Origin of the sequence: Actinoplanes sp. NPDC051859, from assembly GCF_044452725.1 — a bacterium.
In the GTDB taxonomy this organism is placed as follows: domain Bacteria; phylum Actinomycetota; class Actinomycetes; order Mycobacteriales; family Micromonosporaceae; genus Actinoplanes.
In genome coordinates, this window is the sequence record NZ_JBITBX010000007.1 from 48,151 (window position 1) to 70,505 (window position 22,355).

The following is a 22,355-nucleotide window of genomic DNA, read 5'->3' on the forward strand; positions in this document are numbered from 1 at the left end:
ATCAATCGCGGCTCAGGCGAGGTCGAGGGCGCGGGCTGCGGCGAGGACGTCGTTGTGGATGGTGGTCGGGGACGGGGCGGTGGAGATGGCCCACTCCGGGTCCTTGAGGCCGTGGCCGGTGACCGTGCAGACCACCGTGGCGCCACCCGGAATCTTGCCGGCCTCGGCCTGCTGGAGCAGTCCGGCCACGCTGGCGGCGCTGCCCAGCTCGACGAAGACGCCGACTTCGCGGGCCAGCAGGCGGTACGCCGTCAGGATTTCGCGGTCGGTGACTGACGAGATCAGGCCGCCGGAGGCGTCGCGGGCATCGAGGGCCTTGGTCCAGCTCGCCGGGTTGCCGATCCGGATGGCGGTGGCGATCGTCGACGGTTCGGGCACGACCTGACCGGTGACCAGTGGTGCGGCGCCGGCGGCCTGAAAGCCGTACATCTGGGGCAGGGTCTTGGAATTGCCCGCCTCGTGGTCTTCCGAGTAGCCCATCCAGTAGGCGGAGATGTTGCCGGCGTTGCCGACCGGCAGGCAGTGGATGTCCGGGGCGGTGCCGAGGGCTTCGACGATCTCGAAGGCGGCGGTCTTCTGGCCGTGCAGCCGGAAGATGTTCACCGAGTTGACCAGCGAGACCGGGAAGTCCTGGGAGAGCTTCGAGGCGAGCGCCAGGCAGTCGTCGAAGTTGCCGTTGACCTGGAGCAGTTTGGCGCCGTGCACGAGGGCCTGGGCCAGCTTGCCGAGCGCGATCTTGCCCTGCGGGACGAGCACCGCGCAGGTGATGCCCGCCCGCGCGGCGTAGGCGGCCGCCGACGCGCTGGTGTTGCCGGTCGAGGCGCAGATGATCGCCTTGGCGCCTTCCTCGACGGCTTTGGACACGGCCATGGTCATGCCGCGGTCCTTGAAGGAGCCGGTCGGGTTAGCGCCTTCCACCTTCAGGAAAACCTCTGCTCCGACCCGCCGGGACAGCACGGGAGCGGGCACCAGGGGCGTGTTTCCCTCGTGCAGTGTGACCACGGGGGTGGCTTCCGTGACCGGAAGTCGGTCGCGATATGCCTCGATCAGTCCCCGCCACATGGTCGTTCCTTTCCGCAGGCTTACCAAAGGATGCCTCACCCCGCCGCATTGCGAGACGAGGCACACACTATGCGGGACCGTGGGACACGGCCTCCACGTTGTTGCCGTCCGGGTCCCGGACGAACGCGCCGTAGTAGTTCTCGTGATACTCCGGATGCAGGGCCGGCGCGTGCAGCACCTCGGCCCCAGCCTCGACAGCGGCAGCAAAGAACGCGTCGACCGTGGCCCGGTCGGCCGCCTTGAACGCGATGTGCGACTCCCGGAAGCCGTCGCCCGAATCCTGCTCGGCGATCCAGAAGTCCGGGAAGTCGGTGCCGTAACCCATGGCGACCTTGTGGTCCATCATCCGGCGCGCGCCCAGCGGCGCGAGCACCCGGTCATAGAAGGCCGCACTCGCGGCCAGGTCCGCACACTGGAAACCGACGTGATCGAGCATCTCAGGCCCCTCCCTCGACACGGAGCACGCTCAGGATCGACCGCACGATGTCGAGCGAGCGCAGATCCTCCACAGTGGCCGCCAGGTTAGCGTCCGGAGCCCCGTGCGTGACGATGACGAGGCTGGCATCCTCGTCCCGGCCCGACTGGCGCACCGTCGCGATCGACACCTCATGCTTGGCGAACACCCCGGCCACCGTGGCGAGCACACCCTGCCGGTCGGCCACGTCCAAGCTCACGTGATAGCGGGTGACCGCCTCGCCGATCGGCCGGATGGGCAGGTGCGCGTACGCACTCTCGCTCGGCGCCCGGGTGCCGGACAGCCGGTTCCGCGCCGCCGCCACGATGTCGCCGAGCACCGCGCTGGCGGTCGGCGTGCCTCCGGCGCCGCGGCCGTAGAACATCAGCTGCCCCGCGGCCTCCGCCTCGACGAAAACGGCGTTGAACGCGTCGCCGACGCTGGCGAGCGGGTGCGTACGCGGAATCATCGCCGGGTGCACGCGCACGCTGACCGACTCCTGCCCCGCGGCGTCCGCACCGCGCTCGGCGAGGCACAGCAGCTTGATGGTGCAGCCCATCTCCTTGGCGCTCGCCATGTCGGCCGACGTCACCCCGGTCATGCCCTCACGGAACACGTCGGCGGCGGTCACCCGGGTGTGGAACGCGAGCGAGGCGAGGATGGCGGCCTTCGCGGCGGCGTCGAAGCCCTCCACGTCGGCGGTGGGGTCGGCTTCGGCGTACCCGAGCTCGGTGGCCTCTTCCAAAGCCTCGCCGAAACCGGCGCCGCTGGCGTCCATCGACGACAGGATGAAGTTGGTCGTGCCGTTGACGATGCCGGTGACCCGGGTGACCCGGTCTCCGTGCAGCGACTCGCGCAGCGGCCGCAGCAGCGGGATCGCCCCGGCAACCGACGCCTCGTAGTAAAGATCAGCGTTGCCTTCGGCGGCCGCGTCGTGCAGCGTCGCGCCGTCCTCGGCGAGCAGCGCCTTGTTGGCCGTCACCACGCTCTTGCCGCCGCGTAACGCCTCGGTCAGCCAGGTGCGGGCCGGGTCGATGCCACCGACGACCTCGATCACCACGTCCACGTCGTCCCGCTTGACCAGGCCCAGCGCGTCGGTGGTGAACAGCGCCGGATCCACGGGCAGGTCACCGCGCTCGCGGCCGAGGCGCCGCACCGCGACACCCACCAGCTCGAGCGGCGCCCCGATCCGGGCGGTCAGATCCGCGGACTGCTCGTGCAGGAGGCGGACCACCTCACTGCCGACCGTGCCGCACCCGAGCAGGGCCAACCGCACCGCAGGCTTTCCAGAACTCATCCCACATCCAATGCGAGCAGATCTTCTTCGGTCTCCCGGCGGACGATCACCCGCGACGCCCCGTCCCGGACGGCGATCACCGGCGGGCGGGGCACGTGGTTGTAGTTACTGGCCATGCTCCGGCAGTACGCCCCCGTGCCGGGCACCGCCACAAGATCTCCGGGCTGCACGTCGGCGGGCAGGAATTCATCCTTCACGACGATGTCCCCGGATTCACAATGCTTTCCCACGACCCGGGCGAGCATCGGCGCCGCCTGCGACGCCCGGCTGGCCACGGTGGCCGAATAGGAAGCGTCGTAGAGCGCCGTCCGGATGTTGTCGCTCATTCCGCCGTCGACGCTCACGTACGTGCGGATGCCGTCGACGTCCTTGACCGTGCCCACCTCGTACAGGGTGAAGACGGCCGGTCCGACGATGGCCCGGCCGGGCTCGATCGACAGCTTGGGCGTGCGCAGTGTGGCCGCCTGGCACTCCGCCGCGACGATCTTGCTGATCCGCTTGCCCAGGTCGGCGGCGGTCGCCGGGTCGTCCTGGGTGGTGTAGGCGATGCCGAACCCGCCGCCGAGGTCCAGCTCGGGCAGCTCGACCCCGCGCGCGTCCCGGATCTGCGCCTGCAGCTCCAGCACCCGCCGGGCGGCCACCTCGAACCCGGAAGCGTCGAAGATCTGCGAGCCGATGTGCGAGTGCAGCCCGCGCAGGTCCAGCACGCCCTCGTCGAGGACCTTCAGCGCACCCTCGAGCGCCGCCCCGCCCGCCAGCGAGAAGCCAAACTTCTGGTCTTCGTGCGCGGTCGCGATGAACTCGTGGGTGTGCGCCTCGACGCCGACCGTGACGCGAATCAGCACGGCGGGCCGCTTGCCGGCCTCCCGAGCCAACGCGGTCAACCGGTCGATCTCGTGGAACGAGTCCAGGATGATCCGGCCGACCCCGGCGTCCAGCGCCCGGCGCAGCTCACTCACCGACTTGTTGTTGCCGTGGAAACCCATCCGTTCGGCCGGGAAACCTGCGGCCAGCGCGACCGCCAACTCCCCGCCCGAGCACACGTCCAGGAAGAGTCCCTCCTCGTCGACCACCTTCACGACGGCCTTGCACAGGAACGACTTTCCGGCGTAATAGACGTCCGCGTCCGGAAAGCCGGCCGCGAACTCGCGGCAGCGCGCCCGCAGGTCGGCCTCATCCAACAGGTACGCCGGAGTGCCGTGCTCCGCGGCCAGGTCGAGCACGCTCACGCCGCCGATTTCCAGAGCGCCCGCTTCGGTACGGCTGACCGTCCGCGGCCACAACTGCGGCACCAACGCGTTCACGTCGTCCGGCGTCCGCAGCCAGTGCGGTCCCGGGTTACCGAGGTCGCCGTGCAGCGCCCCCGCCTCGTGTGCCCGCATGTCTACATCCTCTCGGGCGCGGAAACGCCCAGCAGTCCCAAACCGTTCGCGATCACCGTTCGAGTGGCGTCGTTCAGCCACAAGCGCGCCCGGTGGAGGTCGGTGATCGGCTCGTCACCCATCGGGGTGACCCGGCACTTGTCGAAGAACCGGTGGTAGTCGCCCGCCAGGTCCTCGAGGTAGCGGGCGACCCGGTGCGGCTCGCGAAGCTCGGCGGCGCTGCCGACCACGGCGGGATACTCCCCGATCGCTTTGAGGAGGTCGTTCTCCTTCTCGTGCGCCAGCAGCTCGGGCCTGAAGTCGTCCGGCTCGCCGCGGGTCAGCCCGACAGCTGCCGCCTGCCGGGCGACACTCGCGGACCGCGCGGCGACATACTGGACATAGTAGACAGGGTTGTCACTCTTGGCCCGGGTCCACAGGTCGATGTCGATATCGATCTGCGAGTCGGACGAGTAACGCGCCAGCGCATACCGGGCCGCGTCCACGCCGAGCGCGTCGACGAAGTCCTCCAGCGTCACGACCGTGCCCGCGCGCTTGCTCATCCGCACCGGCTCGCCGTCGCGGACCAGGTTGACGAGCTGCCCAATCAGGATCTCCAGGTTCACGGCCGGGTCGTCGCCGAAACAGGCCGCCATCGCCTTCATCCGGCCGATGTAGCCGTGGTGGTCGGCGCCCAGCATGATCACGACCCGGTCGAAGCCCCGCTTGCGCTTGTCCAGGTAATACGCGCAGTCCGCGGCGAAATACGTCCACTCGCCGTCCGACTTGCGCAGCACCCGGTCCTTGTCGTCGCCGAATTCACTCGTGCGGAGCCAGGTCGCGCCGTCCGCCTCGTACACATGGCCCTGCTCTTGCAGCCGGTCGAGCGCCTCCTGGAGCTCGCCGCGGTCGTGCAGGTCCTTCTCGTTGAAATAGGTGTCGAAGTGCACGCCGAACTCAGTCAACGACTGCTTGATCTCGGCGAACATCAACTGGACGCCCTCGACCCGGAACGTCTCCAACGCCTCGTCCTCGGACTGCGTCAGCACGTCCGGCGCCTTACCCGCCACGGCCGTCGCGATCTCGGCGATGTAGGCGCCGCCATAACCGTCCTCCGGCGCGGCCTCGCCCCTCGCCGCGGCGTACAGCGAGCGGGCAAACCGGTCGATCTGCGAACCAGCGTCGTTGAAGTAATACTCCGTGCCGACCTCCGCGCCCGCCACGCGCAACAGCCGCGACAGCGCGTCACCCACCGCGGCCCACCGAACACCCCCGATGTGTACGGGACCAGTGGGGTTGGCCGACACAAACTCGAGGTTGATGCGCTGCCCGGCGAGACGGGTCGTATTGCCGTACTCCTGCCCCGCCAGCACCACGTCGCGCGCCAGCACCCCGGCCGCGGCCGCCTCCAGCCGGATGTTCAGGAAGCCCGGACCGGCGATCTCCACCGACTTGATCCCCGGCAGACTGGTGAGCTCCTCGACCAGCGCGGCGGCCAACTCACGCGGCGCCACGCCCGCCTTCTTACCGAGTTGCATAGCCATCGTCGAGGCGTAGTCGCCATGCTCGGGGTTACGGGGTCGCTCCACCGTCGTCGACTCCGGCAGGAGGGACACATCGAGTCCGCGGGTGACGAATACGGCACGCGCAGCTGTGAGAACGGTGGCAGCGAGGTCAGCGGGAGTCACCGAGCCATGCTATCCGGGTAGACTTTGGCGCCCGGCGGCGTACCGGGGCCTGCGCACGGGCCATTTTCAGATCCACCTCCCGGCCCGGCCCGACCAACTTCACGAATTGACGAGGCACGATGAGCATGAGCACCCCGGGGCCCGAGCGGGTCCCGTCCACCGTGAAGGTCGACAAGACGTCAGGTCAGGGCAAACCGCCCGCGGCCGGGAACAAGCCCGGCGGCTCGCGTCCCGCCAACAAGGGCAAGGGCGGCGGCAAAGGTCGCCCGCCCGTCAAGCCGGTCAAGGTCAGCGGCGGCCGTAACTGGGGCCCCATCGCCGTCGCCGGTGTCGTCGTGCTCATCGCCGTCGGCATCATCGGCTACGGCGTCTACGCCTCCGTCAAGGGCGGCCGTTCCTGGGAGGACCGCGCCGCCGACATCGAAGGCATCGTGAACTACCGGGAGCAGAAGAACCCGGCGATCGACTCGCAGGAACACAAGGACGGCCCCCAGACGTACCTCACCAACCCCCCGGTGGGCGGCGCCCACAACGCTGTCTGGCAGAACTGCATGGGCGACGTCTACCCCGAGCCCATCGCCAACGAGCACGCGGTGCACAGCCTCGAGCACGGCGCCGTCTGGGTGACCTACAAGCAAGGTCTCGCCGCCGACCAGGTCGACCTGCTGAAGAAGAGGGTCGAAGGCAAGGACTACATGCTGATGAGTCCGGTCGCCAACCTCGACAAGAATGTCTCCCTGCAAGCCTGGGGCTACCAGCTCAAGGTCGACAGCGCCGGCGACGACCGGATCGACCAGTTCATCAAGGACCTGCGCCTCAACGCCACCAAGGAACCCAACGCCGCCTGCTCCAACGGCAACAGCACCACCGGCCCGCTCCAGGCTGCCGCCCCCGCACCGGCGGGAAGCGCCGGCAGCTGATGACGGTCTCCTCCGACACCGACACGGACGCGCCGACCACCGCCGACGACGCCCCCCGAACCGGCACCCACCGGTTCGGGGTCGGCTGGTTGGCGCTCGTCCTGGTGTTCGGCCTCCTGGTAGGCGGGGCCGCCGGTTTCCTCGGCCCCCGCCTGCTAGGCGTCCCCACGGACGACTCGGCCGAAGCTGGCTTCCTGCGTGACATGAGCACCCACCATGCGCAGGCCGTCGAAATGTCGATGATCGCCCACGCCAACTCCACCGACGGCACGGTCGTCACCCTCGCCGGCGACATCGCCCTCACCCAACACGGCCAGATCAGCACCATGCTGGCCTGGCTCCGCGAATGGCACCTCAGCCCAACCGGCTCCCAGCCCACCATGGCCTGGATGCCCGGCGCGGAGGGCTCCGTCGTCAACGGCCTCATGCCGGGCATGGCCACCCCCGAGCAGATCGCCAAGCTCCGCACCGCCACCGGCAAAGACCTCGACATCCAGTACCTCACCCTGATGCGCGCCCACCACCTCGGCGGCATCCACATGGCCCAGGCCATCCTCAAAGAGTCCGACAACGACAACGTGACCGGTCTAGCCCAGACGATGGTCAGCGGCCAACAGAGCGAGATCAACCTGATCGACTCCATGCTCCAACGGATTCAGCAGTCCTGAACCAGCACGGCCGCCACGCCGCCATACCGATTGGCGAGGCGTCGGGGCGGCCTGCTAGAGTTTCACCCGCTGAGCCCCCGTAGCTCAGGGGATAGAGCGTCGCCCTCCGGAGGCGAAAGCGCAGGTTCGAATCCTGCCGGGGGCACAAGTTTTCACCACGACTTTCGGGCCGCTGAGCAGCGCAGACGCTGTCAGCGGCCTTACTCGTCTGTCCGACTGTGTCCGGCCGTCACTGGCCCTCTACGGTCATCTGCGGCAAATACGCGACCAAGTTCGCGGCCGTCATTCGGCTGAGTCCGCCGGGCTTCCCAGAGAGGTCTCCGGTCAAGCCCCAGCGCCTCTTCGACTCCGCTCATCGACGAACAGCCGCCCATCCGGACCGGTACCGAAACGTTCGAGGTGTTCGTTGATGAGTTCGGTCAGCGGAGGCGGAATAGGCACGGTCCGAGCCTCCCCGTGCTTCAACTGGCGGCGGTCGCGGTTCTCACCGCTGTTCGTCCAATGCTTCCCGGTTCGGCTACGTCGTCGAGCAGACCTTCGCTCTGCTGCATCAGTTCCGTCGGCTCGCCGTGCGCTGGGAACGCCGCCCCGACATCCACGACGGCTTCGCCAGCCTCGCCTGCATCCTGATCTGCAGGCGCCGACTGATCAACTGGACCCACTAGAAGATCATATTAGGAACCGCAAGGGTCAAGATATTGACCCTTAAGGTGGTTAGTGATCAGCTTCATGGTCCTTGCTACCGCTGGGGCGGACCGAATTGCCGCAACCGACAGCGCGGCAGCGTGCCGTGTGACGTCTTCGAACACCCGGCGGTGCCCGAAGCTCATCGCCCGTCAAGGGGCACGATCCCGATCCCTAAAGCTTATAGTGGTCATGATACTGACCCGTGCGATTAGGGACTGCTCATGCCTCGTCCGTCCACCAGAGTGACTGCAGCAGCCAGGAGCATCGGCGAACAATTCGTGGCTTGGCGCAAACTACACAGACTCACCGTCGTGCAAGTTTCCGAGAGAGCCGGCATCTCTCGAAACACACTGCGCCGCGTGGAAACCGGCGATACGGGGGTCGGACTACAGGCTTTCCTGAGTGTTGCCAGGGCTCTGGGCGTGCTGGACGCCATCGTGACGGCTACGGATCCGTACGAGACCGACCTCGGCCGGGCCCGTGCCGATGAGACGCTGCCTGAGCGGGTACGTCCATGAATCGCCTCCACACCTATGTGGAGCTGTCCGGTGAGACCGTCGCCGTGGGGGATACCCGCTTCAACCTTCGTCGGGGTCGGCTGACAGCGTCCTTCTCCTACGATCGCGACTACATCGCAGCACCCGGCGCTTACGCCGTTGACCCTGCTCTCCGGCTAACCACAGGATCCTGGCCGCTGCCGCGAGGGCTTCCCGGAGCCTTCAGCGACGCTGCGCCCGACCGGTGGGGGCGAAATCTGATCGCCAGACGCCTACGCGCTGAAGCGACTGCCGCCGAACGACCCGCGCCGACCCTCGATGACAGGGACTATCTGCTCGGAGTGAGCGACGAAACCCGGCAGGGCGCGCTGCGCTTCAAAACAGATGCCGATGACCTGTTCCAGCATCCGACTCCGGATATTCCAAAGCTCATCGCCCTGCCAGCGCTGCTTCATGCCGCCAATACTGTCGCCCGCGACGAACCAGACAGCCTGGAAGCGATCAAGACTCTCCTGGACGCCGGAACAGGTTCGCTCGGTGGAGCCCGCCCCAAGGCATCAGTGCGCGATGACGAACGCCTCATGATCGCGAAGTTCCCGCATCACGCCGACAAATGGAATGTCATGGCATGGGAAAAGACCGCTCTGGACCTGGCTGAAGCTGCCGGAATATCCGTCCCCAGAAGACAGTTGGTCGATATCGATGGAAACTCGATCCTCCTGCTCGATCGATTTGACCGCGATCGCAGGCATCGGATCGGCTACATCAGTGCGATGACGCTACTCGAGGCTCAGGACGGACAGCCCAGCGACTACACCGAGATCGCCGAGGTGCTCCCAGAAAACAGCTCCGCGGCCGCTGACGACCTCCGTCAGTTATGGCGCCGAATCGCGTTCTCCATCGCTATTCACAACACCGATGACCACCTCCGTAACCATGGTTTCCTGCGAAGCGGTTCAGGCTGGCGACTGGCTCCCGCTTTCGACCTCAACCCCAATCCAGACATTGCGGTTCAACGCGTCACCAGCGTGGGAGGCGCGAGCAGTCCAGCTGACGAGGTCGACGCTCTTTTGTTATATGCGGACATCTTCGGCATGACGAATAGTCAGGCAAGAATTGTCCTTCGCGAGGTGGCTGAGGTCGCCGCAAGTTGGCAGGAAGTCGCTCTACGCAATGGCATTTCGCAGGCCGAACGCTCCCGCTTCGAGAAAACCTTGACCCGTACCGTCGATGCCGTATGCCTCGACTGATCATGCTCGCCTGAACAGCTCTGGTCGCTCCACCAAGCTAAGGCGGCGTGCCCGGGAGGGACCAGCGACCGTTGCTGTCGCGGAGCATGCGGACCTGATCGTCGGTGAGGAGTTCGGCCATGATGGAGCGTTCGGGTCGTTGACTGAAATGGCCGGACTGCCAGTACCAGCCCGCCGCGCCGATGAATTCGACCCGGGGGGCGTCGGCGGGCCCGCGTAGCCACATCTTGAACCGCAATGGATACTCCACGCCTCTAGTCCCATGCACTGTTCGCATGACAATAGCGTGTGATGCAGCAGCCGTTAAGTGCCCGTGTGACCAGGGAGTGCCCGCTTAGCCTGCGGACATGGCCGCCAAGAAGCTCCGGTTGGTAGGAGCGCACGAGATTCGGGCGATGTTGGGCGGGATCAGCAGGCAGCGGGTCTACCAGATCACCAGCCGGCGGGGCTTTCCTGCGCCGGTGGCGGAGCTGGCGATGGGCAACGTGTGGTTGACCGAGGATGTCGAGGCGTGGATTGCCGCCCGGCCACCCCGGCCGGAGAGCGCCGACTAGCCGTTTGCTCGCTCCAGGCCGTCCAGGATGAGGCTGGCGACCAAGCCGACCAGATCTACCCTCTCGAGCAGGCGGCAGCTGCTATCCGACACCTGGTCGGCGGGCGTGCCCGCGGCAAGCTCGTGATCGAGGAGTGCGGTCTGGGTGCGTCTTGAGGATCATGGCGACGCCGAGCCGAGGTCCAGGTTTCCTCTCGGCGGGCGAATACCGGTGTGGTACTCGGCCGTTCGGACCGCGCCGCGAGGCGGAAGCTGGGGCCGGCGCAGGCCGTCATGATCCGCAAGACGTGGCCTAGAGTCGTTCGAACATCCGCTGCACGCGCTCGTCCTGCTTGGCGAGGATCTGTCGCCGTTCGTCCTCGAGGCGGCCCGCGGCGGCCATGCCCGGCGCCAGCACAGCCATGAGGATCATGACGATGCCCGCGACCCAGGCCCACCACGGGACCACCGACTGCGGGCCGACCATCGCACTGACCCATTCGTATGCCGGGTCGATGTATGCCTCCATGGCAGCCTCCTTAGCCGGTGGAACGGCCCCCAATATCGACCGCGCGGCGGGGCGGCTTAGCGAAACTTTTCAGGAGGCCACGACGACCGCCGTGGGCAGCCCGGCGAGGCAGCTGATGGTCACCTTGATCCGGCTCGGGCCGTCCTGGAAGACGATCCCGGCCGTCAGCGCCGGCCCGGGAACCACCCGTTCGACCACGTACGGCTTGACGGCCGCAAATCCCACGATCCGCGCGAGGCCCAGCCGGGTGCACCGCGCGGAGACCGTCCCGCCGGCCGTCCGGAACGTCGGCGCCGCATCGGGTGACGCGCTCGGCGACGTCACGGTAGGAGCTGGTGTCGTCCGCCGGGGCGCCGACGCGGCCGGGGCGGGGGCGGGGGCGGACGCCCGGGCCGGACGGGGAGCGGTCGTGACCGTCGCTGCCGGAACACCGGCACGGACGGGTCGAGATGGCGGCGCGGCAGAAACCGCAGCAGGAACGTCCGCCGCCGGTTGCGGCCCCGGTGGACCAGCCGGATCCAGCAGCAGCCAACCCGCGGCAGCCAACAGCGCGACCGTGGCAGCGGAACCGGCCAACAGTTTGCCGCGGCGACCCCCGGCAGCCGCCGCGACCAGCGCAAGCTGTGCGCCGCTGGACAGGGTCCGGGCAGCCTCCGCGGCTGTGGGCCGGTCGGCGGGCTCCTTGCGCAGACAGCGGTTGATCAGCGAGGTGATCTGCGGCGGCACCCCGGGCAGGTGCGGCAGCGGAACCGGCTCCGTGGTCACATGGGCGGTGAGCATCTGCGTGGTGCTGTCCGCCGGCCAGGGAGATTCGCCGGCGAGCAGCCGATAGAGCAGCACGCCGAGGGCGTACACGTCGGAGGCGGGCTCGACCGCGTCCGAGGTCAGCCGCTCCGGCGCAAGGTAGGCCGGGGTGCCGAGCAGCTCCTCCGGCTCGGCGGCACCCGCGGAGGCGGCAAGTCCGAAGTCGACCACCTTCACGCCGTCCCGGGTGACCATGACGTTGGCCGGCTTGATGTCGCGGTGCACCAGCCCGTCGGCGTGCGCCGCGGCCAGGGCCGCCGCGACTTGCGCGCCGATCCGGAAGATATCGGTGGGCTCCAGCAGGGCGGCCCGTGCCCGCTGCTGCAACGTGATCCCCTGGACCAGTTCCATGACCACGTACGGGGTCCAGTTCCCGTCCTCGTACGCCTCGCCGTAGTCGTAGACCTGGGCGATGTGCGGATGGGACAGGGCCGCCGCGGCGCGGGCCTCGGTGCGGATGCGAGCGCGGGACTGCTCGTCGTGCGCGTACTTCCCGGCGAGCAGTTTGACCGCCACGGTGCGGCCGAGCACCTCGTCGCGGGCGCGCCAGACCACCGCCATGCCCCCGCGGCCGATCGGCAACAGCAGGGTGTAGCGGCCGCCGAGCATCTGCTGCTGCACGTCCATCCGTGGCAGTTTGCACCCCGCGGCGCCGGAACGCACTGGGCGATGTCGATGTCCGGGTTTCATCGCGGTGAATTGAGTAGACACACCCGGCAAATCGACCAGCGTCAGTCGCTCGGGTGCTGCATCCACCATTCCGTGAACTGCCGCGCCTGCCCGTTGGTGTCCAGCCGAAGCACCCACAGGTTGCTGTAGACCCGCGGCGGCGCGGTGTAGCGGGTCGTCGCCTCGATGATGGCGAGGTCGTCGTTGACGATCAGTGGATGCCACTCGAAGCTGGTGGACCCCGGCTCGTCCTGCCGCGCCAGCCATCCGGCGACGATCGCCTCCCGCCCCAGCCACGGCCGCGCCCACGGCTCGGTGAAGTAGGCGGCGTCGTCGGCGAACAGACCGCCGATCGCGCCGGGGTCGTTCGACTCCCAGGCGGCCCGATAGGCGTGCACCCAGGCACCGACCGCGTCGAGATTCGTCATCGCCGCTCCTCGGCGTAGGACAGCTGCTGGAACTCCTCCAGTGCACCCGTCCAGAGGAAGTCGCTGACCTGGGTGAACGCGATGCCGGTCAGACCCTCGTGCGGGTCGTTGAACCAGCTCGTGCCGTAACCCCCCGACCAGCCGTACCGGCCGGGGGCGGAGGTGTCGTCGGTCGCGACGGTGACCGCCATGCCGAAGCCCCACCCCGCGCCGCCGAGCAGCATGCCGGCGGTCTTGACCTGCTCGGGGGTGAGTTGATTGGTGGACATCAGCTCGACCGATCGCTCCGACAGCAGCCGAGTCCCGTCGTGGACACCACGGTCCAGCAACAGCCGGGCGAAAGTGTGGAACTCGTCCACCGTGGAAACCAGCCCACCCGCGCCCGACGGGAAGACCGGCGGCGAGCTCCAGACCTCCGGGCCGGTGTCGGTGTGCTCGACCAAGCGCTGCGTCTCCGGATCGGTCATGTAGTGGGCGGGCAGCTCCCGGGCACGGTCGGCCGGCAGCCAGAAACCGGTGTCACGCATGCCGAGCGGGTCGAACAATCGCGCACGCAACACGTCGCCGAGCGGCTTGCCGGCTGCGCGTGCCACCAGCACACCGAGCACGAGAGAGCCGGCGTTGTATTGCCACTGCTCGCCCGGCTGCCGCATCAACGGCAGCGTGCCGAACCGGCGGATCCACTCGTCGGGGTCGTGCACCGTCCGTGGATCCGGCGGGCCGAGGACAAGCCCCAGTGCGGCCGCCCGCTCGACGATCGGCCAAGGCGGGTCGAACGTCGGCTCGACGATCTGGCCGAAGCCCAGCCGGAACGTCAGCAGGTCCTCGACCGTCACCGGCCGGTGTGCGGCGACCGTGTCGTCCAACGGACCGTCGATCCGGGCCAGCACCCGCTGCCCGGCCAGCTCCGGCAACAGCCGGTGCACCGGCTCCGCCAGCTCCAGCAGACCGTCCTCGACCAGCATCATCGTCACCGCGGCCAGCACCGGCTTGGTGAGCGACGCAATCCGGAACACCGTGTCGCGACGCATCGGCACGTCCCCGCCGAACGCGGTCGTGCCGATGGCATCCACCCGCACATGCTCGCCGCGAGCGACGAGCGTGACGATTCCGGGGAGTTCGCCTCGCTCGACGCGCGTTGCCATGGCTTCATGCACCGTCATGCAGACCACCATGGCAGATGGCTCTGACAGTTTTCAGAATCCAGCCAGGACGGTCTTGCCGATGGTCGACCCGGCCTCGACCGCCTCGGTGGCGCGACGCAGGTTGGTCGCGTTGATGCCGTCGATGCGCGTGGTCATGGTGGTGTGCAGGACGCCCTTGTCGACCAGCTCGGCCGCCCGGGTCAGGATCTCGTGCTGGGCGGTGCTCTCCGGGTCGAACAGCGCCCGGGTGAACATCAACTCCCAGTGCCACGCGATGCTCTTCAGCTTCAGCGGGCGCAGATCCAGACCCGCCGGCTCGTCGAGCGCCACCACCGCGCCGAACGGTCGGACGATCTTCGCGTACGTCTCGACCATGCCGGCCGAGTGCGCCGAGAGGACGTAGTCGACGCCGTCCGGGAGCTGCTCGGCCAGGTCGCCGTGGTGGTCGACGACGCGGTGTGCGCCCCGATCCAGGACGTACTGGCGGGATTCCGGGCGGGAGGCCGTACCGATCACTTCGAGGCCGGTCAACTGCCGGGCGAGCTGGACGGCGATGGCGCCGACCCCGCCCGCGGCGCCCTGGACGAGCACAGTGCCCTTGCTGTCTGCGGTCAGCCGGAGCCGGTCGAAGAGCATTTCCCAGGCGGTCAGGGTGGTCAGCGGGAGGGCGGCCGCCTGCGCGAAGTCGAGCGAGGCAGGCTTCGGTCCGGTGATCCGCTCGTCCACCAGGTGCAGCGCGGAGTTGGTGCCGGGGCGTGCGATCGAGCCCGCGTACCAGACCTCGTCGCCGGGCCGGAACAGCGTGACCGCGGAGCCGACGCGCTCGACGACGCCGGCCGCGTCGTACCCGAGGATCTTGGGTTCGCCCTGCGGGTCGGTGGACAGCCGGACCCAGGGGTCCGCGGGATTGACCGAAACGGCCTCGACCCGGACCAGCAGGTCGTGCGGGTCGGGCTCCGGCACGGGCAGCTCCAGGTCGAGCAGGGAGGCAGGGTCGGAGATGGGCAGGCTCGTGCGGTAACCCACCGCTCGCATCAGTTCAGGCATGCCAACGACGCTATTCCGTACGCCCTAGTTACCGTCAATGGTTATTAGTTCCCTTCGGGTACTACGATGGGCCGCATGATCTCCACCTCCTGCGGCCGCGCCCACGACGTCTACGACGCGTCCTGCCCCTGCCGCCCGATGCTGGATCTGCTGGCAAACAAGTGGAGCGCCCTCGCCCTGGGCGCCCTCGAAGACGGCCCCCGCCGGTTCGGTGCCCTGCGCGCCAAGCTCGAAGGCGTCAGCCCGAAAGTGCTCACCGCCACACTCCGCCGCCTCGAAGAAAACGGCCTGATCGACCGTACGGTCTACCCCGCGGTCCCCCTGCACGTCGAATACTCACTGACCCCGCTCGGCCGGGACGCCTGCGAGCCACTCGCCATGCTGCGCCGCTGGGTCGTCGCCAACATCGACCGCTTCCCGCTGTCACACCCCAGCGCTACCGTCGCACCATGACCGCTCAGTGGCGCCACCTGCCCGCCGCAGCCCGGCCCATCGCCGCCGCGACCGCCACCGCCATCGCCGCGGCCCGCGAGCAAGACCGTGACACGCTCACCGAAGCGGTGGCCCAGCTCAGTGCCCAAGACCAAACCCAAGCAGGACTCATCTTGGGTACGGCCGTTCGCCTCCGCCTGGAAGCCACCCACCCGGACGGCCTCGACGCCGGCGACGTCCGCACGGTCCTCGAGAACAGCGTGCGCGCAGCCGCCCCCTGGTGCCCCGAAGTGGACCCCCAGGTCACCCTCTACCTCCTCGCCGGCGCACTCGGCGTCTGGGACGACGACGGCGCACCACCCCCAAAGCCGGACGCGCTCGCCCTGCACGCCGCCCTGCTGCTGGCCCACCTCAGCCACGAGCAACCCATCGACCAACTCCTGACCGCCACCCTCGCCGAAATCCAGCGCGTGCAACTCAACGACTAGCGGGAGCAGATGTCTGCCGGGGATCGACACGATGCGGAATGAATCGATGAGCCGCACGGGTCGTTGAGCCCTTCGGTGGCGGCATTTCCGCCGGCGCCGACAGCTGCCCGACAGGAGTCCGCCATGGCCAAGGAACGACCGGTGACCGCCGGAGGCAGGACGGCGAACGACCGCGGCCGGCACCCCGCCGCGCCCGACCCCCAGGCGACTCGCAGCGCGCCCGACCCGCAGGCGACTCGTACCGCTCCCGCGGCCGTCACCCCGGGCCCCCGCCGTCCCGCCTCGGGAAGCCCCGCCGACCCCCGCCCCATCCCCCCGCCCTTCCTCACCCTCGACAACGCCGACCCCACCACAGACCCGGCACCCGAGCCCCCCGCCGCCGAGCTGTCGCCCACCAACCCGCCCAGCCCCTCCCCGCACAGCCGCGCCCACGAACACGATCACCCGCCGGCCGGGTCCGCGGAGTCCTCCCCCGCCGACGGCGGCATCCCCGTCGGCGACAACCACCCGGCTGCTCCCACCTCAGCCGACGCCCGCTTCGGGCCGGCAACCGCATCGCCCTCCGCAGCTGCCACCACCCCGCAGCCCACCCCCGAATCACCTGCCGCTGAACACCCGAACACGGCGCCCGCCCAGGCCCCCACCGCAGCGTCGGCCGAGCACCCACCCGCGGTGCCCACCCCGGACTCGACCACGGCATCCAGCGAGCACCCGCACACGGCAGGCACCGCCGTCCCACACGCAGCGCCCGGGGAGCACTTGCGCGCATCCGCCGAGCACCCAGCTGGCGCGCCCACGCACTCGCCCGCTCCGAGCTCGGCGGCCCCCGGGCGGCAGCGCAGTCAGGGGCCGCAGCGAGGCGTGGCCAAGGTGCCATCGCCGCGGCCGATGCTGCCCGGCCTGCAGTTGCAGCCGATGGTGCACGTTGCGGATATGCCGGCAGCCATCGGCTTCTACGAGAAGCTGGGCGGTGAGCTGATCCACGGCGAACGGGCGGGTGAATGGGTGCTGATGCAGGTCGGCACCGCGCAGATCGGCCTGGTCACTCGCCCACCTGACCCCGCGCAGGGCGAAAGCACCGTGGAGCTGAACTTTTCGGCGACCATGCCCCTCGAGCGACTGGAGCAGCAACTCCGCGACCGGGGCATCACGATCGTGCAGTTGTCCGCCGACCGCGACCTAGGCACCCGCCTGCATGTGGAGACGCCCGACGGCACGCCGGTCAAGATCCACCAGGTGGAACCGGACCTGCTGATTTAACGGGCCAGCCCCGGTCTTCATCATCCTGCGTCCAGCACGCGGCGACCGTCAGGCCCCTGCCTCCACGCCGTCCTCGTGGTCGTGGCCGGCGCCCTGACCGCAGTGCGAGCCGTCACGGCGTGGCGACGGCAGCGGCCGGGTGCCTGCACGGTCCACCGACCCGCATCGTTGCCCGTTCCGTGGCTTCTCGCCGACTGACCGGCCTCCCGACGCGCGGAGTGCCGATGGAGCGTCGTCCACAGCTCCATGGGATGGCGCCGGACGAAATGCGGGAGGGTCACCCCCATTACCGCGGAATCCGGTCTGCTGCGGAACGAGCGGCGGCTCTTCGACACCTGGGGACGAGGCTGGTGAACTCCCCCGACCAGCGCCGGGCGAACTACCACCAGCAACGCCGGGTGTGGGTCTAGCAGCACGCGCGGGGCCAGCGGCCGGGGCCGGGGCCGGGGCCGGGGCAGCAGAGACAGGCGAATGGCTACCAGCAGAGGCAGGCGCAGGGCCAGGGGCGGCGCGGGGTGTTGGGGGGGCAGATGGCTGCGCGGTGGGCTGCGGCGGGGACGGCTAGGCGGAGCAGCAGGAGGCCTAGGAGGGCTCCGGCGGTGTTGGCGATCAGGTCGTTGATGTCGATGGTGCGCCGGCTGCCGATGGTGAGGCCGAGGATCAGCTGGACCGTCTCGATGGCTGCGCTGGCGGCCAGGGCGCGCCAGCCGATGGCGGGTAGCCGGTCGGTGGCCGGCCAGAGCAGGGGCAGCAGGATGCCGAACGGGATGAACATGATGACGTTGAGCGTGCAGCTCGGCGCGTCCACGTCGCCGGGGATCCAGTGGACCATCGTCATGAACGGTTCGCCGGCCCAGTACGAGGCTGGGTGGGGGCGGATCGGAAAGATCGTGACGGCGACGACGGCAGCGGCGTACAGCAGGAGGAGTCCGTAGGTCGCGCGCCGCCACATGATCGGTCAACGGTAGCGAGGATGTGCCCGGCTGCGCTTCTCCCCTACGGGTGAGGCCGGGCGCGAGGTCGGCGCGGTGCGGTCGCCGGGCCACGACCCGGACCGGCAAGTCCGGGTCGTGCGGAGAGTCCCCTAGCCCCGAATGACGACGGTTTGCGGCAACAAGCCGTCGTCAGTGCCGCCGCTGAAGGCGCTGTCCCGAGCGGATGGGGTTCTGCCCCGGATCGGGCGGGGAACCCCGGGATGCGCGGCCTCGGTTGGCGGCGTGGTGCGCGCTCAGCTGGGGCGGAGGCCGACTGAGGTGCGCGGGTTCGGCGGTTCGGCGCAGCCGAGCAGGCCGACCAGGCCGGATATCCAGAGCTGGCGGTACACCGTCGGGCTCGGGTGGCTGACGACGAGTTTGATGCCGGAGGCCGCGGCGGCGTGGAAACAGGCCACCAGGATGCCGATGCCGATGCTGTCGATCAGCATCACCCGTTGGAGGTCGAGGTCGATCCGGGCCGGGGTCTGCGACGTGAGGACGTCGTTGACGGCGTCGCGCATGATGTGGGCGTTGTCGAGGTCGATCTCCCCGCTGGGGGCGATTTCCACAGTTCCGTCGGCCAACTGGCGAGTGGTGATTGGCAGATACACGGCTGCCCTCTTCCTGGCGTCGTGCGGGCGACGCCGAACCTTCCGCGGAGTCTTCTGCGCTTTCTAGCGGTGTGGCCTGGCGCCGCACCCGGCGCCGGACGGACCTCCGCGTCCCAACAACAACAATCCGCTGGTTCGCAAGTTACGCCAGGTAGGCGCGGAACGCCAGAGTAGTTCATCCGGCCCGAATGTGCCGTAACGGTCACGCCTCCGGACAGATATTGACGAATGCCTACGTGATCTCAATACTCACCGTATGCGTGAGGGTGCCGTACGAGATGAGTGAGGCTCTTTTCAGGACAGTAACCCCGGTCCTTGACACTCGCACGGCAGCCAGCTTCAGCAGTGCCGACTTGGATGACACGCGGTCGCTGCTGCAGCGGTTCTACTATCCGCTGGCGGTTGGTGCGCCGGCGGGGGCCGAGGGGTTCGAGTTTCGGGCGGATGTGATCCAACTCGGACCGCTGACCGTGGGACAGCTAGGCTTTGGCGCTCCTGTGACGCTTGACGCGAATGAGCTGGACGCCTATCACGTCAGCATCCCAACAGGTGGACACGTCACTGCGCGGCATGCGGGGCGGGAGGTCACTGCGGGGGTAGGCGCCGCCATTTTGTACGGTCCCGGGCGGCCGGCCTTTGCAGCGCACTCCCGCAATTCCGTCAAGCTCGACGTCAAGATCGAGCGCACCGCGTTGGAGGCGGAACTGGCAACGCTGTTGGGCCGTCCGGTGGCGGGGCCGCTCGAACTGCCGCCGGCCATCGACCTCACCGCCGGGCCGTTTCGGAGCTGGGCCACGCTGATCCGGTTGCTGCGGGATGAGATCGCGGAGCCGGAGAGCCTGGTGCGGCAGCCGCTGATCGCCGAGCACCTGCGTCGCAGCATTCTGAGCGGGCTGCTGCTCAGCGTGCCGCATCGCTACTCGGACGAGTTGACGGCGCCGGCGAGTGCTGGGCCGCCGCGGGCGGTGCGGCGGGCTATCGACGCGGTGCAGGACGAGCCGGAGCGAGCGTTCACTGTGGGCGATCTGGCTCGGATCGCCGGGGTCAGCGTGCGGTCGCTGCAGGAGGGGTTCCGGCGGCATGTGGGCTGCGCCCCGATGACCTACCTGCTGCACGTACGGCTGACGCGGGCGCATGAGGAGCTGCGTCGCGAGGATCCGGCCGGGGTCACCGTGGCGGCGGTGGCACACCGGTGGGGCTTCGCGCATCTGGGTCGGTTCGCTTCGGCGTACCGAAACCGGTTCGGGGTTTGTCCCTCACAGACCTTGCGCGACGCCGGCTAGATTCACTCTCCCGGGTCACGCCGGCGGGGGCGGGGCAGCTCGCCGATCCGGGGTGGGGCGGTCGGGCCGCCGAAGAGGTTGCCCCGGGCGGGAACCCAGTCGCGCCAGGGCCCGAGCCGGGGTGGCACCGCGGTGGCTTCGCCGTCGCCTGCGCCGCGCAGTCCACGCAGGTAGGCGAGCACGCGGGTGGCCGCCGCACCACCGTCCTCGGCTAATGCGGCCAGTATTTCCTGGTCAAGACCGAGGTCCTGGTGTTGGGCGCGAAGTCGGGCGGAGAGCCCGGACAGCAGCCGAAGAAGCTCGCCCGCGTCGCGTTCGGCGTCGGACAGCCCGCCGCTCACCTGTTTCCACCCGGATCTGGCAGTGGTTCAGCGGCATCCCTGCGTTGGTTCATGTCACGTTCCCCTCGCCATGAATGCGCGCGATCCCCGCCGGAACGGTCGCATACACGACAACGCAGAAATGTATTCGCCCCGCTACGCACCGTCCATCCGCTGCGCGCGGCGGCTGTCCGAATCACGCTCGTCGGACACTCAGGATGGTGAGCGAGCGTGTCCTTCTCGCCAGGATCGGCGTTGGATTCCCCCCAAGCGGGGTATGTCCAGGGTCAGGGAGGCACCATGAGCGAGCAGGATCATACGCCGCTGGAAAACACTCCGGCGGTCGCGGACGCCATTGCCGATGATGTCGCGGTCAACGCGTTCATCACCGGTCGCCGTCCGGGCGCCGACAACCCGAAGTTCCAGCAACCGGGGGAAGCCGCCCAGCGACACGGCGACGAGAGCACCGATCCCGAACGCTTCAGTCCACTGTCGTCGTGATGGTGTGCCACCCGGTCGCGCCGTCGGGGAACGGGGTAGCACGTTCCTCGGTCTGCACCTCGCCAGTGCCGTCGGTGGCCCGTACGGCGAGGGTGTGCGGGCCGGGGGTTGCCTTCCACTCGTAGCGCCACTGCACCCAGGTGTCGGAGGACGGCACGGGCAGCAGTTCGGCTTTCTGCCAGTCACGGTCGTCGACGCGGACTTCGACCGTACGGATGCCGCGGCCTTGGGCCCACGCCACGCCCGCGACCGTCGCGTTTCCGGCCTGGACCGTGGCGAAGGGCCGCGGCTTGTCGATCCGCGAAGCGGTCTTGACGGGACCGCGGGCCGCCCAGCCACGCCGCACCCAGTACGCGTCGAAGTCGGCGAACGTGGTCAGTTCCAGCTCGGTCACCCATTTGCAGGACCCGGCGTAGCCGTAGAGGCCGGGGGTCAGCATGCGGACGGGGAAGCCGTGCTCGACGGGCAGCGGCTCGCCGTTCATGCCGACGCACAGCATGGCGTCCCGTCCGTCGAGCAGGGTGGCGACCGGTGTGCCGATGGTCATGCCTTCCACCGACCGGGCGACGAGCTGGTCGGCTTTCGGGTCGAGGCCCGTCTCGGCGAGCAGCGGAGCGAGGGGGACGCCGAGCCACCGTACGGTGCCGATGTAGGGCCCGCCGACCTCGTTGGACACGCAGTTGAGGGTGATGTCGCGTTCGCGCAACGGCCGGTCGAGCAGGTCGGCGAAGGACAGCTCCAGCTCCTTGTCGACCATGCCGTGGATACGCAGGGACCAGGTCGCCACATCGACTTTAGGCAGGGTCAGGGCGGTGTCGACCCGGTACAGCTTCGCGGAGGTGAAGCCGGGTGCCACCGAAGAGGGAAGGGGCTTGGCGGGGTCAGCCGCCGCCGGTAGTTTGATGGCCTCCCGGGAGCGCGCAATCGCACCTCCTCGGACGCGCTTGATGGTTTCGCCGGCGACACCGAGCAGGGCCACGCTGCCGGCGAGCATCAGGAAAGCTCGCCGGTTGGTGGTGGCGGGCCGGGACCGCGTCCACAGCAGAGCGGTTCCAGCGATCGCGGCGCCGAGCAGCGACGGCACGGCATCGAACAAGGTTGCCGTCGGTCGGGACAGTGCGGCAGCAGCGCCCACCAGCCCGAACAGTGCGGCTCCGGCGATCGCCACCCAGCGGCGACGGACGCTCAGCACGCCGACCGCGGCTGTGAACACCAGCAGGACGAGACCGATGCCGCCCAACAGCGCCGGCTTGTCATAGGTGCCCAGCGTCCGGACCGCGAACTCCTTCACCGGGGTCGGCGTCGCGTCGATGACCGCACCGCCGACGGCGACCAGCGGCGCGGCGGCCGGCCGAGTGGCCGCCGCGAGGAGTTCCGCGGCGGTCACACCCAGGGCGGCGCAGAGTACGCCGGACAGCGCCGGTTTGCCGGTACGCCGAAGCATCACC

Annotated in this window: 25 protein-coding genes and 1 tRNA gene; 11 read left to right on the top strand and 15 right to left on the bottom strand. The window is 69.0% G+C overall.

Annotated elements, in window-relative coordinates; all coding sequences use genetic code 11:
* Positions 1 to 12 precede the first annotated feature (12 nt).
* The 5 genes from thrC to argS form a co-directional block, all read right to left on the bottom strand.
* The gene (gene thrC, locus ACIA1L_RS18995; protein ID WP_396074127.1) at positions 13 to 1,062 is read right to left on the bottom strand and encodes a threonine synthase; all 1,050 of its coding nucleotides are present in this window, start codon (positions 1,060 to 1,062) and stop codon (positions 13 to 15) included.
* A gap of 67 nt (positions 1,063 to 1,129) precedes the next feature.
* Entirely contained in the window at positions 1,130 to 1,498 is a 369-nt protein-coding gene (locus tag ACIA1L_RS19000; protein ID WP_396074128.1) for a VOC family protein, read from the bottom strand.
* Between the two features lies 1 nt (position 1,499).
* On the bottom strand, positions 1,500 to 2,792 hold the full coding sequence (locus ACIA1L_RS19005) for a homoserine dehydrogenase (RefSeq protein ID WP_396074471.1): 1,293 nt from the start codon (positions 2,790 to 2,792) through the stop codon (positions 1,500 to 1,502).
* A gap of 17 nt (positions 2,793 to 2,809) precedes the next feature.
* The gene (gene lysA / locus ACIA1L_RS19010) at positions 2,810 to 4,195 is read right to left on the bottom strand and encodes a diaminopimelate decarboxylase (protein ID WP_396074129.1); all 1,386 of its coding nucleotides are present in this window, start codon (positions 4,193 to 4,195) and stop codon (positions 2,810 to 2,812) included.
* A 2-nt stretch (positions 4,196 to 4,197) separates the two neighbouring features.
* Positions 4,198 to 5,862, bottom strand: a complete 1,665-nt coding sequence (argS, locus tag ACIA1L_RS19015) for an arginine--tRNA ligase (RefSeq protein ID WP_396074130.1) — start codon at positions 5,860 to 5,862, stop codon at positions 4,198 to 4,200.
* 119 nt (positions 5,863 to 5,981) lie between these two features.
* On the opposite strand from argS, the gene ACIA1L_RS19020 reads away from it, so the two are divergent.
* The 5 genes from ACIA1L_RS19020 to ACIA1L_RS19040 all read left to right on the top strand — a co-directional run bounded on the left by ACIA1L_RS19020 (position 5,982) and on the right by ACIA1L_RS19040 (position 9,884).
* Positions 5,982 to 6,782 carry a DUF3105 domain-containing protein gene (locus tag ACIA1L_RS19020; protein ID WP_396074131.1) on the top strand — a complete coding sequence of 267 codons (801 nt, stop codon included), beginning with the start codon at positions 5,982 to 5,984 and terminating at the stop codon, positions 6,780 to 6,782.
* The gene (locus ACIA1L_RS19025; RefSeq protein ID WP_396074132.1) at positions 6,782 to 7,450 is read left to right on the top strand and encodes a DUF305 domain-containing protein; all 669 of its coding nucleotides are present in this window, start codon (positions 6,782 to 6,784) and stop codon (positions 7,448 to 7,450) included. The genes ACIA1L_RS19020 and ACIA1L_RS19025 overlap by 1 nt, the downstream gene beginning before the upstream one ends.
* Before the next feature lie 73 nt (positions 7,451 to 7,523).
* A tRNA-Arg gene (locus ACIA1L_RS19030) sits at positions 7,524 to 7,595 on the top strand.
* Positions 7,596 to 8,358: 763 nt separating this feature from the next.
* A complete protein-coding gene (locus ACIA1L_RS19035; RefSeq protein ID WP_396074133.1) occupies positions 8,359 to 8,655 on the top strand; it encodes a helix-turn-helix domain-containing protein in 297 nt (98 codons plus the stop codon).
* Positions 8,652 to 9,884 (top strand): type II toxin-antitoxin system HipA family toxin, encoded by a 1,233-nt coding sequence (locus ACIA1L_RS19040; protein ID WP_396074134.1) that lies wholly within the window; start codon positions 8,652 to 8,654, stop codon positions 9,882 to 9,884. Before ACIA1L_RS19035 ends, ACIA1L_RS19040 begins: the two co-directional genes overlap by 4 nt.
* Positions 9,885 to 9,921: 37 nt before the next feature.
* Here the strand turns inward: ACIA1L_RS19040 and ACIA1L_RS19045 are convergent, their stop codons facing one another.
* Positions 9,922 to 10,134, bottom strand: a complete 213-nt coding sequence (locus tag ACIA1L_RS19045; protein ID WP_396074135.1) for a hypothetical protein — start codon at positions 10,132 to 10,134, stop codon at positions 9,922 to 9,924.
* Between the two features lie 97 nt (positions 10,135 to 10,231).
* Here ACIA1L_RS19045 and ACIA1L_RS19050 point away from each other — a divergent pair, with 97 nt between their 5' ends.
* Positions 10,232 to 10,438, top strand: coding sequence for a helix-turn-helix transcriptional regulator (locus ACIA1L_RS19050; RefSeq protein WP_396074136.1), 207 nt, complete (start codon positions 10,232 to 10,234; stop codon positions 10,436 to 10,438).
* A 291-nt stretch (positions 10,439 to 10,729) separates the two neighbouring features.
* Here ACIA1L_RS19050 and ACIA1L_RS19055 read toward each other — a convergent pair whose 3' ends face one another.
* The 5 genes from ACIA1L_RS19055 to ACIA1L_RS19075 form a co-directional block, all read right to left on the bottom strand.
* Positions 10,730 to 10,945, bottom strand: a complete 216-nt coding sequence (locus ACIA1L_RS19055; protein WP_396074137.1) for a hypothetical protein — start codon at positions 10,943 to 10,945, stop codon at positions 10,730 to 10,732.
* 69 nt (positions 10,946 to 11,014) lie between these two features.
* On the bottom strand, positions 11,015 to 12,376 hold the full coding sequence (locus ACIA1L_RS19060; RefSeq protein WP_396074138.1) for a serine/threonine-protein kinase: 1,362 nt from the start codon (positions 12,374 to 12,376) through the stop codon (positions 11,015 to 11,017).
* Between the two features lie 104 nt (positions 12,377 to 12,480).
* On the bottom strand, positions 12,481 to 12,846 hold the full coding sequence (locus ACIA1L_RS19065; protein WP_396074139.1) for a nuclear transport factor 2 family protein: 366 nt from the start codon (positions 12,844 to 12,846) through the stop codon (positions 12,481 to 12,483).
* Positions 12,843 to 14,009, bottom strand: a complete 1,167-nt coding sequence (locus ACIA1L_RS19070) for a serine hydrolase domain-containing protein (protein WP_396074140.1) — start codon at positions 14,007 to 14,009, stop codon at positions 12,843 to 12,845. Before ACIA1L_RS19070 ends, ACIA1L_RS19065 begins: the two co-directional genes overlap by 4 nt.
* A 33-nt stretch (positions 14,010 to 14,042) precedes the next feature.
* Positions 14,043 to 15,038: a zinc-binding alcohol dehydrogenase family protein gene (locus ACIA1L_RS19075; RefSeq protein ID WP_396074141.1), complete on the bottom strand. Its 996-nt coding sequence runs from the start codon at positions 15,036 to 15,038 to the stop codon at positions 14,043 to 14,045.
* Positions 15,039 to 15,113: 75 nt separating this feature from the next.
* On the opposite strand from ACIA1L_RS19075, the gene ACIA1L_RS19080 reads away from it, so the two are divergent.
* The 3 genes from ACIA1L_RS19080 to ACIA1L_RS19090 all read left to right on the top strand — a co-directional run bounded on the left by ACIA1L_RS19080 (position 15,114) and on the right by ACIA1L_RS19090 (position 17,218).
* Positions 15,114 to 15,491 (top strand): winged helix-turn-helix transcriptional regulator, encoded by a 378-nt coding sequence (locus tag ACIA1L_RS19080; protein WP_396074142.1) that lies wholly within the window; start codon positions 15,114 to 15,116, stop codon positions 15,489 to 15,491.
* Positions 15,488 to 15,958 (top strand): hypothetical protein, encoded by a 471-nt coding sequence (locus ACIA1L_RS19085; protein ID WP_396074143.1) that lies wholly within the window; start codon positions 15,488 to 15,490, stop codon positions 15,956 to 15,958. The genes ACIA1L_RS19080 and ACIA1L_RS19085 overlap by 4 nt, the downstream gene beginning before the upstream one ends.
* Positions 15,959 to 16,081: 123 nt before the next feature.
* Complete coding sequence (locus tag ACIA1L_RS19090; RefSeq protein ID WP_396074144.1) at positions 16,082 to 17,218, top strand: VOC family protein; 1,137 nt, start codon at positions 16,082 to 16,084, stop codon at positions 17,216 to 17,218.
* Between the two features lie 475 nt (positions 17,219 to 17,693).
* Here ACIA1L_RS19090 and ACIA1L_RS19095 read toward each other — a convergent pair whose 3' ends face one another.
* Positions 17,694 to 18,170 (bottom strand): VanZ family protein, encoded by a 477-nt coding sequence (locus ACIA1L_RS19095; RefSeq protein WP_396074145.1) that lies wholly within the window; start codon positions 18,168 to 18,170, stop codon positions 17,694 to 17,696.
* Between the two features lie 276 nt (positions 18,171 to 18,446).
* Positions 18,447 to 18,803 (bottom strand): STAS domain-containing protein, encoded by a 357-nt coding sequence (locus ACIA1L_RS19100; protein ID WP_396074146.1) that lies wholly within the window; start codon positions 18,801 to 18,803, stop codon positions 18,447 to 18,449.
* A gap of 353 nt (positions 18,804 to 19,156) precedes the next feature.
* On the opposite strand from ACIA1L_RS19100, the gene ACIA1L_RS19105 reads away from it, so the two are divergent.
* Positions 19,157 to 20,086 (top strand): AraC family transcriptional regulator, encoded by a 930-nt coding sequence (locus tag ACIA1L_RS19105; protein WP_396074147.1) that lies wholly within the window; start codon positions 19,157 to 19,159, stop codon positions 20,084 to 20,086.
* A gap of 2 nt (positions 20,087 to 20,088) precedes the next feature.
* Here the strand turns inward: ACIA1L_RS19105 and ACIA1L_RS19110 are convergent, their stop codons facing one another.
* Positions 20,089 to 20,427 (bottom strand): hypothetical protein, encoded by a 339-nt coding sequence (locus tag ACIA1L_RS19110; RefSeq protein WP_396074148.1) that lies wholly within the window; start codon positions 20,425 to 20,427, stop codon positions 20,089 to 20,091.
* A 279-nt stretch (positions 20,428 to 20,706) separates the two neighbouring features.
* Between ACIA1L_RS19110 and ACIA1L_RS19115 the strand changes: the two genes are divergently transcribed.
* Positions 20,707 to 20,907, top strand: coding sequence for a hypothetical protein (locus tag ACIA1L_RS19115; RefSeq protein ID WP_396074149.1), 201 nt, complete (start codon positions 20,707 to 20,709; stop codon positions 20,905 to 20,907).
* Here ACIA1L_RS19115 and ACIA1L_RS19120 read toward each other — a convergent pair.
* Complete coding sequence (locus ACIA1L_RS19120; RefSeq protein ID WP_396074150.1) at positions 20,888 to 22,351, bottom strand: molybdopterin-dependent oxidoreductase; 1,464 nt, start codon at positions 22,349 to 22,351, stop codon at positions 20,888 to 20,890. The two genes, ACIA1L_RS19115 and ACIA1L_RS19120, sit on opposite strands and share 20 nt — an antisense overlap.
* Positions 22,352 to 22,355 lie beyond the last annotated feature (4 nt).